Below are 18135 nucleotides of genomic sequence, written 5' to 3'. Positions count from 1 at the left end.
CAGCAATTCGTTACGACTAAATCTTACTTCATCGCAAAATCATAATGCCAAAGTTTTTAAAAGTAGTATATTTTATTAAATTTATTGGTTTTCCCACATACACCTATAATTTATTCTATGAGAACAGTCATTATTGATGACGAGCCCAAAGCACGCCGCCTTTTATCCACTATTCTAAATGATTTTTGCCCGCAAATAATAAGCATTCAAGAGGCTGAAAATTTAATGGATGGAATACAGTTAATCAAAAAAACAAAACCAGATATTGTTTTTTTAGACATTGAGATGCCCGATTATTTAGGAATAGAAATTGGTAGCTTTTTGGACGCAGAAGAAATGACATTTCATTTAATTTTCACAACGGCTTATAGCCACTATGCCATCAAAGCCTTTGAGGTAAATGCCGTGGACTATTTGCTCAAACCTATCCGTCCTAAACAGGTCAAAGAGGCACTCAAAAAGATAGTGCAACGAGCTAAAAATGAAGATATTTATCGGCAGTTGTCAACACTCCAAGAATCAATTCAAAATAATAGCCTAAAAAAGATTGCCGTTCCAATTTCTAATGGTATTTTATTTTTAAAAATAGAGGATATTATTTGCATGGAAGCGGATGGAATGTATACCAAACTGCATACGCAATCCAATGGCACACAGGTTATATCCAAACCGCTCAGGTATTTTGTAGATTTACTAAAAGAAAATGAGGCGTTTTACCGTTCCCATCGATCTTATCTGATCAATGTTAATTTCATCCAACAGTATATCAAAAAGGATGGACATACGATTGTCTTAGAGAATCAAATAAAAACGCCCCTTGCTAGAGATAAACGAGCTTCTTTTCTTGCTATAATTGATCGTTTGACTTAATTACTTAACTAAAAGTAACACGATTGTGATTAAAGCAGGAAGCGCTTGCACAAAAAAGATTTTTCGTTCTGCTGTTATTGCTCCATAAATACCCGCAATGGCAACACAGATCAGAAAATAAAGGGCTATGTTTTGCCCCCAAATTTTATCCTGAATAAAAAACGTCCATAACAATCCTGCTGCCAAAAAGCCATTGTACAAGCCTTGATTGGCAGCTAGTGCCGTTGTTTGTCCAAACAAATCTTTTGGAAAATTCTTAAATACTTTTGGTCCTCTAGAAGTCCAAGCAAACATTTCAAACCATAGAATGTAGCAATGAATGAATGCGATCAATCCAATTAAAACCTTAATAACTATTTCCATTTTTTTAACTTATTTTTAGGCAACTTTTGAACAAAAAAAGAAAGGTAAGTAATTTTTACATTAGTACAACTATCTTTAAAATTTTCATTCTTTGATAATCAAGTTGTCAAAGGACCGATTTTTTATACTAAAACTCCTTTTCTATTGGAATAATAACGTGTACCTCTGTTCCTACGCTCTCTCCATTTTCTACTAAATCAATAATTTTAGCCTCAATAGTAGTGCTTTGTTCATAATTTAAGAGTTCTAAGCGAGAATTATTGGCAGAAGTAGCAAACGATTTATGGTTTTGTGGTTGTCCATAATTTTGCGCAGCCTTTCGCCCAATCCCATTATCTCTTATCGTTGCTAAAAGTGCCATAGGGCTATGCAACTTAAACTCAATTGCTACATGCTTATTTCCTTTTTTCCGAAACAAACCATGCTTAATTGCATTTTCAACATAGGGTTGTATTAACATGGTGGGGATTATAATTTGATCCCTATCAATCTGCTCTCCTATTATAATGTCATAACTAAAGTTATCTTCTAAACGAACTGCCTCTAATTCCAAATACAAACGCAACGCATCGATTTCCTCTCTCAAACTAAGTGTTCCCTCTTGGCTGTGCTGCAAATAAGTTCGCATTAAATCCGCAAACATTCCCAAATAATCACTTGCTAATTCTCGCTCGTTCTGAATAATATAATCCTGAATAGAATTCAATGCATTAAAAATAAAATGAGGATTAAGTTGTGATTTTAAGGCTTTTAATTCTGAAATTCGAATATCTCGTTCCAAACGAGAACGTTGTAATTTTTCTTCATTTTTTTGCTGGATTTTTTTAATCTGCCAACGATATTGCCATCCAACAAAAACAATAAACAAAATTAATAGGCCAAGCAAAAACCACCATGTTTCATAAAAGGGCTTCTCAATCTTAAAACCTATTTTAGCTGGTTTTGACTGTACTCCACTAGGCGTTACAGCAACGACTTCAAAGGTATAATTGCCTGCCGACAAATTTGGGTAACTTACGATATTATTAGCACTCGACACATAATTCCATTCTTTTTCAATATCATTTAGACGATACTTGTACTGAAATCTTTTTTGGCTTTTATAAGCAATTCCTCTAAATTTTATCTTGATGTTATTTTCAGAATAAGATAAAGCATTCAAGCTATTTAAAGCATAAATAGAATCATTAATCGTTATCTGTGTAATATCTATGATTGGTCTTTCTTTTTTTGATTCAAAATCAATCGGAATAGACATCAAATTTTCGCCATTGGTCAGATAAACCTCATTTTCTAAAAAAAGTAAGTCTAATATATTTCTAGAAAATAGCCCCTTGTTTTTATCCCAAATAGATAATGAATCGGCACTCCAATTATACGTTGCAATGCCACTTGCTGTAATGGCCCACAAAACCCCATCTCTTACCTTGATTTGCTGTATTTCATTGGATGGCAAACCGTCCTCTAGGGTTAACTGCTTTATTATTTTTTTGTTTTGTATAAGATACAAGCCCTTTTTTAGGCTACCAACAGCAAGAGTACTGTCGTTGACAAGCTCTAAGCATTTTGCTATAATGGACTGATTAGAAGCGGTCTTGAAATCGTATTCTTTTCCAGCTGTATAATATTTCAAATTTTCCATTGCCCCTACCCAAATGGTATATTGAGGGTAAGCTTGAGCCAAAATGGAATACGACCGCTGCTCTTCTCCGCATAATATTAGATAGCCTTTTTCATTCAACCTAAGTTGTCGTTGGTACCCTTCCCAATAATTCGACTGTTCCCAAGAATTTGGCAACACAATCCGTTTTTTACTATTGGGCGTATTAATTGTTGCTCCATGCCCCAGCGCCAATAAAATATTGCCATAAACATCAAAACGAAGCTCTTTAATAGCTCCTCCTATATGAGTTTTGACCATCTTTTGTTGGGTAGGATAAAACACATACGTTTTATTCATGGTCGCAATCCAAAATTCATCCTTGAGTTCATTATAAGTGATGTGTTGAATTCTTTTTCGAATGGGAAAGGTTTTTTCAAAAAGTTTTTTTTGTGCTTTAATGTCCCAATATTCAATACTTCCGTCATCATATCCTAATAAAATATGATTGCGCTTATCCTTTTCTATATGGTAAATTCTTTTCGATTTAGCTCCTAAATCATGCACCATTAACGATAAAACAGGAACAAAAAAAAGGCCTTTTTCTAAAGAACTCACCCACAGATTTTCTTCTTGATCTAAAAAACAATCGCTTAATATCTCATCCTTAAAAAAATGCTGTACTTGGTCGCTCTTAATATTCCACAAAAAAAAGCCTTCAGAAGTACACAATGCTAATACGCTATCATAAAGCACTTTCACTTTATTGACAATCAAATTAGTTTTGTACCGTTCTAAGATAGGCGGGAAATAAATTGCTTGTAAGCTATCTTGTTCCAATGAAAATACAAAAGGAATTTTTTGGTCTTCTTGGGAAATGTTCCCGTTTAAATTTTTCCATTCTTTGCGGAGGTAATCATGGATATAGTAGAGTTTTAGGCTGGAGGCAACTAGAAATTCTCCTCGTTTAAATCGTTTTCTTGCTCCTTTATTAGAATAGACATCCAAGTAAAAACAGGCTGGACAAGAGAGCTTGGTTGATCGACCGTCCTGTTCTTTCAAAAAGCCTGTACGTTCATTAAAAACAATAGAACTGCCATCCTTCAAAAGTATCCCAGCTCCCTTTTTTTTTCTTATCTCAGCAGTTTTGATGTTATAGCTCCAATTGCTTGAAAAATTTTGAAGGTTCAACCAATTCCCCTCCAACCTCATTCTGCCCAATCCTTCATTCTCCGAATAATTTTCCCAAGCCTCTAAAAGATGCAAAGAGTCCTGTTCTAGATAATAAATTTGCCCTCCGAAATTGTGACACCACAAACGCCCCAAACTATCCTCATAAATTCCAGAAATAGCCTTGTTCCGAGTATTAGGAGCAGTGTAGGTTTTAAAGTTTACCCCATCAAAATTAACCAACCCAGCATCACAACCAATCCAAACCAAACCGTTTTTAGCCTGCATCATCCAATAAACTTCATTGGATGGCAAACCATCTTTAACGGTATAATTAATAGACTGAAGCACTTCTCCTTGTCCCCAACTGACAATAGAACAACAAGCGATGATCCAAGATAATATGCTAATTTTTTTTTTCATTATTTCTACTTAAACTAGAAAATAGCCATTGAAGTTATTTAATTTAAATAAATTTGGGTAAATCACCACATTCATCTTCCCTTTATTTTGTAGTTTCTTAAGAACTAATGTTGCCTAATTTTTCTACCTTCTTGCTTCGTCTAAAAAAACAAACCTTTTATCTAGCTTTTGTTTTTTTAGCTGCTTCCCACTTGAATAGTTACTACTAGTTTAGTATTTTAGGATAACAGAATTTCAGCAAAACCAATCACATAATTAATATACAGATATGAGTAAATATATAAGTACCTTGTTTATAATTGTGTTAGCTTTTTTCTTTAACACCAAACTAGAGGCTCAACGCAAATACGATATTTATTGGGTTAGCTTCAAAGATAAAAAAAACAGCCCTTATAGTATTTTTCATCCCCAAGAGTACCTGTCTGCTCGTGCTATAGAGCGTAGACAGCGTTTTAATATTCCTATTGATACAACCGATTTGCCTGTTAATCCTAAATATTTAGAGCCTATTTTGATCAAGGGATTTAAGGTTCATGCTACTTCTAGATGGCTAAATGGCGTAGCGATTATTACAGAAGCAGCCAGTAGCAATCCTGAAGATTTAAAAAGTTTTGACTTTGTCAAAGCAGTGTTTCCGATTGGTTTCAAAAGAGAGATTCAAAAGGCTGCGACTGCAATTGGTCCTAGAGACTATAAACAAAATTATAGGATGAAGGATCATTATTATGGTACTGGAAAGAATCAAATTAATATGCTCAAAGGGCAGTATCTCCACAAGATGGGCTACGAAGGTCAAGAAATGCACGTTGCTATTATGGATGGAGGCTTTGCAGATATGAGAGAAACACCTGCTTTTGATAGTTTGTTTGCCAACGATCAAATTCTTGGCACCCATGATTTTGTAGAAGGAGATGATTATGTTTTTGAGTCGTCTAGCCATGGTCGAAATGTTGCCTCTTGTATGGCGGCTAACCTTCCCTATTTGTTTGTGGGAACAGCCCCCAAAGCCAAATATTACCTCTTCAAAACAGAAGATATGAAAGGGGAATATTGGATAGAAGAATACAACTGGGTGGCGGCAATAGAACGGGCTGACCAACTGGGGGTTGACCTCGTTAATTCCTCTTTGGGGTATTATGACTTTGATGACAATAACATGGATTATGGTTATGTTGATATTGATGGTAAAACATCTGCCATGACTAAGGCTGCTAAATTTGCTGCTAAAAAAGGAATGCTTGTTGTCACCAGTGCAGGAAATGCAGGGAACGACAAATGGAAACATATTACAGTACCTGGAGATGCCGATAGTATATTAACGGTAGGTGCTGTTGATCGAGATGGTTATCATGCCAAATTTAGTTCTTATGGCTTCGAAAATCGACACATCATCAAACCCAATGTTGTAGCTCGTGGTGCAATTGCTGTAGTTGCAGCCAGAAAACGCTATGATACCAGTTATAGTAATGGAACCTCTTTTTCGTCTCCAATTATGGCGGGAATGGTTACTTCTTTTTGGCAGGCATTCCCAGAACGAAATAACATGGAAATTATACAAACCTTGCAAAACAATGGCAATTATATTGATAAGCCTGATAATGCATACGGTTATGGTATCCCCAATTTTTTGGAAGCTTACAAAGATTTAAGAAATTCTATTATAGAATTAAATACAACACAAAAGTACTATCATCACTTTACCGATTTAGAGCAAAATGTTGATATTTTCATGGCAAAGGTAAAAGCGTATAAAGCCAAGGTAGAATTGTACAATACTACTGGAGAATTATTATACCAAGCCGAAACTACATTTAAGACAAAGTCCGATAAACGCCTTTGGTATCAGACAATTCCAAACTGGGAAAATTTTCCCAATGGTGTTTATTTTCTTTCCATTCAACTGGATGATAGCACAAAATATCTATTGCTGACCAAATAATAGCCGTTCTTAGCTAAGTTCATCGAATACGAATAACTTCTACTAGATTGCGACCAAAATTCTTGCTTCGCTTTTAAATCAGATTTATTCCCATTTATAATTTTGGTTAGCTCCTAACAAATCACTATTTTCGCCTACTTAAAATAAGAAATTAAATCATACAAACAATAAAAAATGTATAGAACGCACAATTGTGGGGCTCTCCGTATAGAACATGTTGGTCAAACCGTCACTCTTTCTGGCTGGTTGAATAAAAATCGAGATTATGGTTCAATGACTTTTATCGATTTGCGAGATCGGTATGGCATTACCCAATTGGTTTTTAACACCCAAACGGATGAGACCTTATACAATGATGCAAAAAAATTGAGTCGTGAATATGTTTTGCGTATTGAAGGAACTGTAGCTGAACGCTCTAATAAAAATCCTAATTTACCAACAGGTGATATTGAAATTATTGTTAGTAAATTGGAAGTTTTAAACGAATCCTTAACTCCTCCTTTCACTCTAGATGATGAAACAGATGGAGGGGAAGAAATTCGCATGAAGTATCGCTATTTGGACTTGCGCCGTCGCCCTGTTCAAGAAAATCTATTCTTTAGATCTAAAGTAGCGATTGAAAGTAGAAAATATCTATCCGATCAAGGTTTTATAGAGGTAGAAACGCCTGTATTGATTAAGAGTACGCCAGAGGGAGCAAGAGATTTTGTAGTGCCTAGCCGCATGAACAAGGGACAATTTTATGCCTTGCCTCAATCTCCTCAAACCTTCAAACAATTATTGATGGTTTCGGGTTTTGACAAATATTTTCAATTGGTAAAATGTTTCCGTGACGAAGATTTGAGAGCAGATCGCCAGCCTGAGTTTACTCAAATTGATTGCGAAATGTCTTTTGTTACTCAAGAAGAAATTCTGCAAACTTTTGAAGGACTAACCAAATATTTATTTAAAGAATGCTTGGGGATTGACTTGCCAACATTTCCTCGTATGACTTATGATGAGGCCTTAAAACGCTATGGTTCTGACAAACCAGATACTCGTTTTGGGATGGAGTTTGTCGAACTCAATGAGCTAGCACAAGGGCATGGTTTTCCTGTTTTTGACAGTGCTGAATTAGTGGTTGGAATTTGTGCAACTGGGCAAGCAGATGCTTATTCTAACAAGGACATCAAAAAATTAACCTCTTGGGTTCAGCGTCCACAAATTGGCGCCAAAGGTTTGGTTTATGTCAAGTACAACTTAGATGGCTCTATTAAATCTTCTGTTGGAAAATTCTATTCGGATGAACAGCTAATGACTTGGTTGGAAAAAGCGGGTGCCCAAAAAGGTGATTTATTGCTCATTCTTTGTGGTGAAACGGACAAAGTTCGTGGTCAACTGAATGATTTGCGTTTAGAAATGGGCGATAGAATGGGCTTGCGCTCTGAAGGCTTTAATCCACTTTGGGTCGTTGACTTTCCACTATTAGAATGGGATGAAGATTCTGAGCGTTTCCACGCCATGCATCACCCCTTTACCTCTCCTAAGAAAAACGACATTGATCGTATGCTAAATGGAGATCACGAAACCATGAAAGCACTTCGGGCAGATGCTTATGACTTGGTTATTAATGGCTGGGAAATTGGCGGTGGTTCTATCCGTATTTTTGATCGAGAATTGCAAGCCAAAAACTTTAAGCTTCTTGGTTTTACAGAGGCAGAAGCAGAGGAACAATTCGGCTTTTTGATGGGTGCTTTTGAATATGGTGCGCCTCCTCACGGTGGTATTGCTTTTGGTTTTGACCGTCTTTGCTCTATCATGAAAGGAGCTGGCTCAATCCGTGATTTTATTGCTTTCCCCAAAAACAATCAAGGACGAGATGTTATGATTGATGCGCCTGCTACAATTGATACCGTTCAATTGGATGAACTTGGCATTGCTACACTAAAAGAAGAAGAAGCTTAGTAATAATAGACTAAGAAGGATATACGCCCCATCAGACAACGGTTTGATGGGGCTTTTTTTTGTCCTCTATTGACTTATTGTTTATAATGGTTTATCTTTAGTGTTGCTTTTTTACTAAAAAAATATTATATAATTTATATTATAATCCTTTTTTATTCAAAACTACGAAATGAAATCATTATTCCTTTTTTTCCTAATCTTAGGAATTAGTAACTTATCCTTTGCCCAAAATTATGAGCTTATCCATCCCAATCGAGTAGCTCATTTCAAACATCAAGAAGAAATTTTATCCATTCGGATTGATTCTGTCAATAATTCAGCAGGAACTACTCATTATTATAACCATAAAGTACTAACCCGACACCTCACTACTCCTAGCCCTTGCTTATTAACCGAAACGGATTCCTCTTGGATTGGTCATCAAATCACGATGCAACCCAATGGCGAATACACATTTTTTAATCAGAAGAATGAAAGTATTGTTATTCAATCCCTTGCTGAACTGAACGACAAATGGACGCTATATACTTGGACCAATAATAATTATATTGAGGCGACACTTACCTCTATTGATACCATGACAGTATTAGGTCTATTAGATAGTATTAAAACCATCACACTACAAGCCAAAAACAGTACTATCGCCATTTCTCACTCCATCAACAACCAACAAATCAAATTTTCTAAGCATCATGGTTTAATTGATTTTTATGCCATCCCGAACTTTCCCGATACACAAGAGCCTTATCATATTGTTGGTGCTTCTAATCCTAATCTTGGTATTAGCAATCTGACAGCTGCGGATATTTTTAATTATAACATTGGGGATGAATTTCATGTAAGAAGTGAATACCGATCTAGTTCGAGTCCATGGATATATAACATTCAAAATACTCGCAGAATAGTCCTTGGCAAAGCAACATCCAATAATTTGGATACCATTCAATATTCGATTCAAGTATGCAACAATAATTATAACAATACAAGTCAAGTTCCAAATCCTGACACCACCATTACAATAGATACGATTCAAGAAGTTATTATCCTTTCTGAATTAAATCATTTGAACCAATTATCGTACGAAGTTTTATCCGATTCTAGTACTTATTCTACCTTTCTTATTGACGCAATATTTAATAAAAGAGCTAAAAGATTAGATGGTCAACATTATCAAACAGGCAGCAATTGTTGGAATCAATTAATTGGGAATACCCTTCCTTTTTATAGTTATTTAGATGGCTTAGGAGGACCTTACTATGAAAATCCATCAACGGTATTTGGAGCACATAATAAACAATTGGTCTATTATGCCAAAAGTGGGGATACTTGGGGAACTCCACTTGACATAGATTGTAACATTGGAACTACTGTCCCCAAAATTGCTCAGGATCAAAGTTCAATTCGAGTATTCCCTAATCCATTTCATCAAGAAACAACGATTTCTATTGACAATTTTAGCATAAATGATCAATGGTTACTAAAAATATATGATGCAATGGGTAAAGAGCTCAAGTCTCAAAACATTAACAATCAAGATTTTATTTTAGATCGAAAAAATTTGACCAATGGCATGTATTTTTATCGACTGCACAACAATGCGAAAAATAAACTGTATACAGGCAAGATAATCCTCCAATAGCAATAATTTATTATCTTTTATTAAACAGCATTTTTAACAAGATTATTTAGTTCTATCTGTTGTTTTATTCCCTATAATAACCTATATTATTGCCTTATATAGTGACATTGTTTAAAAACAATCTAGAATCAACTGTGTAACAGTAAAATAGTAAAAATGCTGCTATTTTTTAATAATGCCATTTTACGTTTAAACAACTTCAATATATTAATAGAGCCCTATTTTTTATCCTAAATGCATCTCATAGATCCTTCGTACAAGGGGTCTATGAAATGCAAACCTATATTAAATACAGGTCATTTTGTAATGATGACTCATATTCTTTACGAATCAATATTATTTTTTTGCTTTGTTAAAAAAATAAAACAAAGCCCCTTTATACAACTAATAATCAAAAAAATACAAACAACTGCAAAACTACTTTATGGCTTTTGCCAAGCCACAAAGTAACAAAACAGTTAGGTAATTCTTTTATAAAAACACCTATATGCCAAGCGTGAGAGCACTTCAAAGAAAAGACCTTCAGCACTTTATCAATTATCGGCTAAGTTCCAAACTACCTTGTTGGGTTAGCACAAAAATAGTATTTCAACAAGGTAGTTTGTTCTCTACATTTAACACAAGGCTCCATCAAATGTTAGAAAAAATAATTTTGCCCCTCAGCAAACAATACACAACCGTTGTTATTTCTTTTATTTCTAAACAAACGACAAATCACAAGGTGTTCACGAAACAAAAATACTGCTCAATAAGATTATTCCTTCATTAACAATTAGCAAATTTTTGCTCTTGCTTACATTCTAGAACACCACCAAATATCTAGCCTATAAAACACATTATTCCACTTTAATTCAAACAGAATAACATGCAATTAACCCCCGAAGAATTAAAAAACTTATCTTCTCTCTTACTAAGCACAGATGACAACAATACGCAAATTGCTTTCGAAATTTTAGAAGCTCAAACCTTCCCAAAGGAGCTTTTCACTGAGGCATTTGTGGTTTTTAAATTGTCTGAAAACACAGAACTCAAACGCAAAGCAGCAGCTTTTTTGTACCAACAGGGTTCTTCTAATGTTTCTCAGATTATGAGTAGAGATCTGCGTTTAACTCAAAAAGGGCAAGTCGCTCCTACTGAACAAACCATTAAAAAAAATATCGATTCTTATGTTGAAATGAGTTATGGGGAGCTTGATGGGATGAAAATGGCATTTGCAATGTATAATAAGTATAACGTAGGGCTCAAATACCTTTTGGATCGGCTTCCTATTGATTTAAAAAAGGAATTATTAAAAACTTTTATTTCAGGTACTTCATTTAAACTAAACAATTGTGCCTTAACCAAAATACCAACTGAGCTTTATGATTTTACGGAATTGACAGAAATTGATTTGAGCGACAACAAAATCAAAATTATTCCTGCCAAAATCAAAGCTTTCGAACAGTTAGAATCGCTGAATATTTCAAACAATAGTATTAGCAAACTAAATAAAGCCTTAACATTATTACCTAATTTAAAAAGGTTAAATATCTCCAATAATAAATTTGTTGAATTCCCTGCCGTCATTTGCCAACTTTCACAACTGGAGTATTTAAATATGGTTGACCTCAATCATCTTCTTTTGGGCGAAACGATCCCTGTGCCTCCCGAAATTAGCCAACTCAAACAGGTGAAAGAAATCAAAGCTTGCAATAACAATTCAGGTTCCTCACAGGGCTTGGTTATTGACTTTAAAAACTTTCCTAATTTCACAACGCTTAAAAGCAATAATGGGAAAGGCTTGGATTTAACCCCTTTAAATTTAGCGCAATATGCCTACGAACAAAATGGACGTAGTGAGGGTGTTTTATACCTTTTAAAACACAGTAGTGACCAGCAATTAATACAAAAAATTATTGAAGAACAATTTTATAATTCCCAAAGTAAAACGCTTGATTTAAAACAAACAATTTTGCTCAATATTCCCAATGAAATCAGCCATTATGAGATTGAACATGTGAATTTTAATCGCTGTTTTTTAGGAATTGAACATTATATCTCTGGTACCAAAAACACCTATAGAAATTGGGCCCTATTAGATCAAAAAGCCTTGGATCAATGCTTTTTGCCCCTATCCTGTTTCCCCAATATTAAAACAGCTGACTTGTCTAATAATCGGTTGGCCACGATTCCTAATCCTGTACTTAACTGGTCTCAGTTAAAAAAAATGGACTTAGCTCACAATGCATTAAAAGATATTTCTAGCATTGTTGCTAAATATCCTCATCTAGAGGAACTCCATCTTAGCAACAATCAATTGACCGCACTTCCAAAGGATATATCTAAGCTAAAAAAGCTAAAACGCTTAACATTGAGTAACAATCTATTTGACAAAGTACCAGAAGAAATTGGGCATTTATTTTCTTTAGAAGAATTAAAATTTGATAGTTGTTTAACCCCACGATCTGAGCAGCAATCTATTTTCGAAATTCCACTTTCTTGGATAAATCTCAAAAACTTAAAGAAGATTCATTTCTACGAAAGTCGGTTGTATTATGATCACGACAATCTCCGAACAATTTATAGAAAACGGTTGCAACAATTGTTGCCCCCAAGTTGTGAAATTTATATGGAATATCTCTAAATTTATTTAGCCCTCATTCCCTCCAAAACCTTGAACAAAACTGCTTCGTAGTTAGACGAGCTAATATAATCTCTATTTTAATTTATTTAATAATTATTCTAAAGCCCCTATCTGAATTTTCAGACTCGATTTACCAAAAACACTCAAAACTAAGCTACTATTCATAGAAAAAAGACTCAAATTTAAATAACGTATTTATGTTCGACAATTAACTAGTAGAGGCACCTTTTTTAGCTAGAATCTATTATCTTTGCAAAGCTTTTTTAAGAGCTTCAAAGCAAATAATTAAGCTAAGTTGTAGATTATTCCAAATTTCTCTATTTGAAGTTGTTTAAGAATAGCCTTATATCGCTAATGAAAGCTAATTTCTAGCTACTCTGCGTTAAAAATTTGCTCCATAGCGCTGCTATGAAGAAAATATGCTTAACGATTATAGCTCTAGCTATAAGCCTGCGCAGTTCGCTATGCTCATGCCTTGTTTATCTAAAAATTAGTACTCATTACCAACAAAATTCCATTTTTAAACAACTTCTTTAATTAACATCATATTATGCTGGGTATTAATAACATTTTTGTAAAATACGGTGACCGTACTGTTCTCGATAAAATTTCATTATCTATTCATGATGGAGATCGGATTGGTTTAGTGGGGTTAAATGGAGCTGGAAAATCTACTTTGCTCAAAATTATTGCTGGTGATGTTAGACCGCATGAAGGAAATGTGGTTCGTCCCAAAGACAGTACAATTGGTTTTTTACACCAAGATATGAGCCTTCCAAAAGGGAAAACTGTACTGGAAGAAACCCTAAGTATTTTGGCAGATGTTCAAAAATTGGAGGCAGCAATAGAAGCTATCAATCATCAAATTGAAACCCGCACGGATTATGAAAGTGAATCTTATCTCAACTTGTTTAATGAGTTAGATGACTTAAATGAGCGTTATCGTGTGATGGGTGGGCAAAGCATTCAAGTCGAAGCAGAAAAAATCCTAATGGGACTTGGTTTTATGCCTGATGATTTTAGTAGATTAACCGATGAGTTTAGTGGGGGCTGGCAAATGAGAATAGAGCTTACTAAAATGTTATTGCAACGTCCAAATTATTTGTTGTTGGATGAGCCTACCAACCATTTAGATATCGAATCTATCATTTGGTTAGAGCAATTTTTGGAAACTTATGAAGGGGCTGTGGTTACCATTTCCCATGATAAGACTTTCCTTGACAATGTAACCAAACGCACCATAGAAATTGATTTGGGAAAAACTTATGATTACAAAGCCAACTATTCTAAATATCTCATTCTACAAAAGGAACGCCGAGAACTGCAACAAAATGCTTTTGAAAATCAACAAAAGGAAATTGCAAGAAAAGAACAGCTGATAGACCGTTTCCGTGCCAAAGCCAATAAGGCAAAAATGGCTCAATCGCTAATGAAAGAGCTAAATAGAATGAATAAAATTGAGCTGGATACGGTCAATAGCGGCAAAATGAAACTATCCTTCCCGCCCTCTCCTCGCGCTGGGGAGGTGGTGGTTAGTGTCAAAGGCGTTACTAAAAGTTATGGCGAACGAAATATTCTAGATCAAGTTGATTTAGAAATTATCCGAGGTGAACGTGTCGCTTTTGTTGGCAAAAATGGCGAAGGAAAATCCACTCTATCTAAAATTATATTGGGACAAGTGCAAGCTGAAGGAAAAGCGGAACTAGGATACAATGTTGCGGTTGGTTATTATGCGCAAAATCAAGCTGAAACACTAGATCCTAAATTGACTGTTTTAGAAACCATTGATCAAGATGCTCCTTTTGAAATGCGAACAAAACTGAGAAATATCTTAGGCTCTTTTTTATTTTCAGGAGAGGATGTTGACAAAAAAGTATCGGTACTTTCTGGAGGAGAACGTGCCCGTCTTGCCTTGGCTTGCATGATGTTGCGCCCTATCAACTTGCTAGTTCTGGATGAGCCGACTAATCACTTGGATATTCGTTCTAAAGAAGTTCTAAAGGATGCTATTTTACGCTATGATGGCACGCTAATCATTGTCTCGCATGATCGTGATTTTTTGGTTGGTCTGACCGATAAAGTGATTGAGTTTAACAATAAAAAATTAAAACCCTACTTAGGAGACGTTAAGTATTTCTTAGAAAAACGTGCTTTGGATACCTTTAGAGAAGTGAGTTTGGGTAAGGCTGGAAAAAATGAAGTCGTTGCCGAAACACCTAAAGTAGTTGTCAAACCTAAATTAGAAGGGAAAGAATATCACCAACGACTAAAACAACTCAAAAAAGATATTCAAAATGCTGAACGCAAAATTAATCGTTTGGAAGAGGACTTAAAAAAATATGAGGCGACCATGGCAGACATGTCTATTTTTGGAACACCTGAATATGATACTGCCGTGGCAAAATACGAACTTACCAAAGTAAAGCTTGCAGAAACCATGGAAAAATGGGAGACCGCCGAAATGGAATTGGAAAGCTTGGAAGAAAATTAGATAGAACGAATTAATTCGTGATATAAAACAGCTAAGGGGGTATCTTTTAGCTGTTTTTTTTATTATAAAAATTGATTGTAGGCTCATTGTGTGAGCCTTGTTACTCACTCTGTTTAGCTGCGCTGCTAGGTTAGCTAGTGCGCTAGTGCTTATGAGCTCCCTAAGGTCGGTTCGTTATCACTCACAAGCCAGCAAGCTGGATTCGTGAGGTCGCAAGCTCTGTTCGGGTTGTCAAAGAACTTAAAAATTAAGATAAACCTTCATTTTAGTTTAAACCTTTCGTTCTAAGATGGGTCTTTATTCTACACTAATCGTCTGCTATTTTTAAATCTATTTTCCAGTACATTATGTCACCAACTTCATCCTTACGATTCTATTTCTTGTTACCTCTAGTTTTCTTAATCCCAATGATTGCAACAGCTCAATACGATAGCTTAAGCCATGGTAATTATAATAGAACCTATCTTCTACATTTGCCTGCGGGCTATACGGGGCTAAATCCATTGCCATTAGTTGTAGCAATGCATGGAGGATTTGGGAATGCATATAGCATGCAAGCGACTTCCCAATTAAGCCTAAAAGCCGATGCTGAAAATTTTGTGGTTGTTTATCCTGAAGGTGTAAAGGGAGGCTTTCTTAATGCGAGTTCTTGGAATGCAGGCTGGTGCTGTGGTTTTGCTAGTAATACTGCGGTAGATGATGTTGGTTTTATTGAGGTCTTATTGGACAGTCTAAGTCAACAATACGCTATAGATAGCAACCGAATTTATGTTACAGGGATGTCAAATGGAGGTTTTATGACCTATCGTCTAGCCTGCGAACTATCCAACAGAATTGCTGCTATTGCTCCTGTCGCTGCCTCAATGAGCATTTCCAACTGTTCCCCCCTTCGCCCTGTTCCAGTGATTAATTTCCATTCTTATTTAGATACTCATATCCCTTATTCAGGTGGAATTGGAAATGGACCATCTAGCCATTACAATCTTCCGCAGGATTCTGTTATTAATACGTGGGCAGCAATTAATTCTTGCACAGTTCCCCAAGATACCCTTGTCAACAATTCCAATTATACATTGGTAAAATGGAGGGCTTGCAACTGCAGCTCTGAAATCCATCACTATGCAACACAAGATGGCGGGCACTCTTGGCCAGGGGGGCCTCAGACCGCATCGGGCGACCCAAGTTCTAGCGCTATTGATGCCACCCACCTAATTTGGTCATTTTTCCAACAACATACCTTAAATTGTAGTAATGTTACGCCAATTAGAACTAATAATACAGCCGCTTCTATTATTCAATTCTATCCCAACCCTACCAAAGGAAAGTTAAGGGCGACTAGCAACCTTAAGCAAAATTTAGAAATTGTTGTTTTTAATGCTGTTGGCGAAAAAGTCGCTGCCTTTAAGAATTCGCTAGAGATTGATCTTAGTCGTTTAGAAAAAGGGGTTTATTTTATTCAAACAAAAACCACGAATCAAATTTACATTGATAAAATCGTAAAAATAGATTAATTAGTTTAAGGCATCTATTCTTTGAGCTATATCAAGCATCGCCCCTAAGGTTCTTTCTATAAATAAGCGATCCGTTTTATTTTTTATTTGATAATTTAAATTGGAATAGACTAAAAAGTATTGATCGCCAACATCTAAAATAAGGTCGTTGTTGCTGCTCTGATTTTTTACGCATTCAATTTTTAGTGTTGCCTCTAATTCTGTGGCGAAAACCCTTCTGATCTTTTGCAAAATATCATCCGTTAGGACTTGCTGCATTCCAGCTTCATTATTGGTTGAAATTTTAAACTTTTCTTGAAAATAGGCATCCTCTACTTGCATATTTCCCCTTTTTAAAAGGCTAACCCCTTTGCATAAATCTAAGCTCACCTTCCTAGGATTTTTTAGCTCTACTTTACAAAACATCTTTCCTTGGTTATCTCTCATAGGTTTGGACCAAGCAAGAAAAACATTATGCTGGTCAACTCTGCCTGAAGCAGTTAATTTAAACCCATTAATGGACTCTTTAAAAGCGTTTTTGGGAGAAGCATAAGTAGTTATTTTTAAGGTATCCACCAATAGAAGCCATTCTTTTTTTATTGTTGAAAAACTTGAAAAGTAAAAAAGTAATCGAGTGCCAACTTCTAATAAAACAGGTACAAGCAGAAACAAAAACAACATTAAGCCAACGTCCAACATAAAGGGTTTTGATTTTTAATTTATCGATAAACATTCTCATCTATTAACCGCCAAGTTCTCTTATTTAGTTTCCCAATCAGAGAAAATTTTAGTGCTAATTTCCATCTGCACTAAACTTCCCTTCTCGCCAATACAATCTATGATACCTCCCTCTTTGGCGATTCCCTGTTTTGGGATCATAAGTTGGCTTTAAATAACGAATTTGTTTCCGTTTAGAATCGTAGGTTAGATCAATGGGATAATAGATAGAACTATTAATTGTCCAATAAGTTTCCCCTTGTTCAAAACAATCGCTACACTCCAATAATTCATTATGAGAAAAGTAAAATACACGAACAGTGGTATGTTGCTGTCCCTTGGCATGGCTTCCCTTTCCAATTACTACATAGTAACTGCCATTATTTTGGGGAGCAGGGACTTGATGAATGGCATGGATGCAAACATCTTGATAACGATGAACGATTTGTTCTCCATCCGATAATATCTTAAAATAGGATTGATTTTGAACGCCTCTAAATTGAGCAATGGAATACATTTTTCGCCAATTCCCTCCAACCATTCCATCCCAGCTAAAAATGCGAATTTTTTTATCTTGAGATTCCACCATTTGAATGTATCTCCGCAATCTAAAAAAAGGATAATAATAACTCCCTTTTTGCAACAAAGCAAACATAATTTGACGTTTCAGTTTTTTGCCAAAAATTTGTTGTCGCTCAGGGTTCCCATTCTCATAGGCCTCTTTTAAAATTTGATAATTATCAATCATCTGTTGTTCCATCAGCTCAAAATCAACCTGAGTTTGCGCAGTTTTTCCACAACATAAAAAAAGACCAAGCACCATAAGCTTTAGGCAGCATCTATTTATTTTATAACAGCAATTCCTA

11 protein-coding genes are annotated in these 18135 nt (G+C 35.4%); 7 read left to right on the top strand and 4 right to left on the bottom strand.

Annotated elements, in window-relative coordinates; translation table 11 throughout:
• Nucleotides 1–117 precede the first annotated feature (117 nt).
• Nucleotides 118–870 carry a LytR/AlgR family response regulator transcription factor gene (locus AsAng_RS07920; RefSeq protein WP_264792229.1) on the top strand — a complete coding sequence of 251 codons (753 nt, stop codon included), beginning with the start codon at nt 118–120 and terminating at the stop codon, nt 868–870.
• Here AsAng_RS07920 and AsAng_RS07915 read toward each other — a convergent pair whose 3' ends face one another.
• Nucleotides 871–1233 carry a DUF1304 domain-containing protein gene (locus AsAng_RS07915; RefSeq protein WP_264792228.1) on the bottom strand — a complete coding sequence of 121 codons (363 nt, stop codon included), beginning with the start codon at nt 1231–1233 and terminating at the stop codon, nt 871–873.
• A gap of 127 nt (nt 1234–1360) precedes the next feature.
• On the bottom strand, nt 1361–4426 hold the full coding sequence (locus tag AsAng_RS07910) for a sensor histidine kinase (RefSeq protein WP_264792227.1): 3066 nt from the start codon (nt 4424–4426) through the stop codon (nt 1361–1363).
• Between the two features lie 268 nt (nt 4427–4694).
• Between AsAng_RS07910 and AsAng_RS07905 the strand changes: the two genes are divergently transcribed.
• From AsAng_RS07905 to AsAng_RS07880, 6 genes are all read left to right on the top strand, one after another.
• Nucleotides 4695–6365 carry a S8 family peptidase gene (locus tag AsAng_RS07905; RefSeq protein ID WP_264792226.1) on the top strand — a complete coding sequence of 557 codons (1671 nt, stop codon included), beginning with the start codon at nt 4695–4697 and terminating at the stop codon, nt 6363–6365.
• A gap of 174 nt (nt 6366–6539) precedes the next feature.
• Entirely contained in the window at nt 6540–8309 is a 1770-nt protein-coding gene (aspS, locus tag AsAng_RS07900) for an aspartate--tRNA ligase (RefSeq protein WP_264792225.1), read from the top strand.
• Nucleotides 8310–8478: 169 nt separating this feature from the next.
• Nucleotides 8479–9948 (top strand): T9SS type A sorting domain-containing protein, encoded by a 1470-nt coding sequence (locus AsAng_RS07895; protein WP_264792224.1) that lies wholly within the window; start codon nt 8479–8481, stop codon nt 9946–9948.
• An 865-nt stretch (nt 9949–10813) separates the two neighbouring features.
• A complete protein-coding gene (locus tag AsAng_RS07890; RefSeq protein ID WP_264792223.1) occupies nt 10814–12571 on the top strand; it encodes a leucine-rich repeat domain-containing protein in 1758 nt (585 codons plus the stop codon).
• Between the two features lie 550 nt (nt 12572–13121).
• Entirely contained in the window at nt 13122–15062 is a 1941-nt protein-coding gene (locus AsAng_RS07885; RefSeq protein ID WP_264792222.1) for an ABC-F family ATP-binding cassette domain-containing protein, read from the top strand.
• 407 nt (nt 15063–15469) lie between these two features.
• Nucleotides 15470–16573: an extracellular catalytic domain type 1 short-chain-length polyhydroxyalkanoate depolymerase gene (locus AsAng_RS07880; protein WP_264792221.1), complete on the top strand. Its 1104-nt coding sequence runs from the start codon at nt 15470–15472 to the stop codon at nt 16571–16573.
• On the opposite strand, the gene AsAng_RS07875 is transcribed toward AsAng_RS07880, so the two are convergent.
• Nucleotides 16574–17251, bottom strand: coding sequence for a hypothetical protein (locus tag AsAng_RS07875; RefSeq protein ID WP_264792220.1), 678 nt, complete (start codon nt 17249–17251; stop codon nt 16574–16576).
• 94 nt (nt 17252–17345) lie between these two features.
• Nucleotides 17346–18092, bottom strand: a complete 747-nt coding sequence (locus tag AsAng_RS07870) for a hypothetical protein (protein WP_264792219.1) — start codon at nt 18090–18092, stop codon at nt 17346–17348.
• Nucleotides 18093–18135: the final 43 nt, after the last annotated feature.

The organism is Aureispira anguillae (genome assembly GCF_026000115.1).
In the GTDB taxonomy this organism is placed as follows: Bacteria; Bacteroidota; Bacteroidia; order Chitinophagales; family Saprospiraceae; genus Aureispira; species Aureispira anguillae.
This window is presented reverse-complemented; position numbering and strand designations above follow the sequence as displayed.

Excerpts from the sequence above, each read along its gene's own strand:
- AsAng_RS07920 (WP_264792229.1), top strand. The coding sequence starts at position 118 with ATGAGAACAGTCATTATTGATGACGAGCCCAAAGCACGCCGCCTTTTA.
- AsAng_RS07915 (WP_264792228.1), bottom strand. The coding sequence starts at position 1,233 with ATGGAAATAGTTATTAAGGTTTTAATTGGATTGATCGCATTCATTCAT.
- AsAng_RS07910 (WP_264792227.1), bottom strand. The coding sequence starts at position 4,426 with ATGAAAAAAAAAATTAGCATATTATCTTGGATCATCGCTTGTTGTTCT.
- AsAng_RS07905 (WP_264792226.1), top strand. The coding sequence starts at position 4,695 with ATGAGTAAATATATAAGTACCTTGTTTATAATTGTGTTAGCTTTTTTC.
- aspS (WP_264792225.1), top strand. The coding sequence starts at position 6,540 with ATGTATAGAACGCACAATTGTGGGGCTCTCCGTATAGAACATGTTGGT.
- AsAng_RS07895 (WP_264792224.1), top strand. The coding sequence starts at position 8,479 with ATGAAATCATTATTCCTTTTTTTCCTAATCTTAGGAATTAGTAACTTA.
- AsAng_RS07890 (WP_264792223.1), top strand. The coding sequence starts at position 10,814 with ATGCAATTAACCCCCGAAGAATTAAAAAACTTATCTTCTCTCTTACTA.
- AsAng_RS07885 (WP_264792222.1), top strand. The coding sequence starts at position 13,122 with ATGCTGGGTATTAATAACATTTTTGTAAAATACGGTGACCGTACTGTT.
- AsAng_RS07880 (WP_264792221.1), top strand. The coding sequence starts at position 15,470 with ATGATTGCAACAGCTCAATACGATAGCTTAAGCCATGGTAATTATAAT.
- AsAng_RS07875 (WP_264792220.1), bottom strand. The coding sequence starts at position 17,251 with ATGTTGGACGTTGGCTTAATGTTGTTTTTGTTTCTGCTTGTACCTGTT.
- AsAng_RS07870 (WP_264792219.1), bottom strand. The coding sequence starts at position 18,092 with ATGGTGCTTGGTCTTTTTTTATGTTGTGGAAAAACTGCGCAAACTCAG.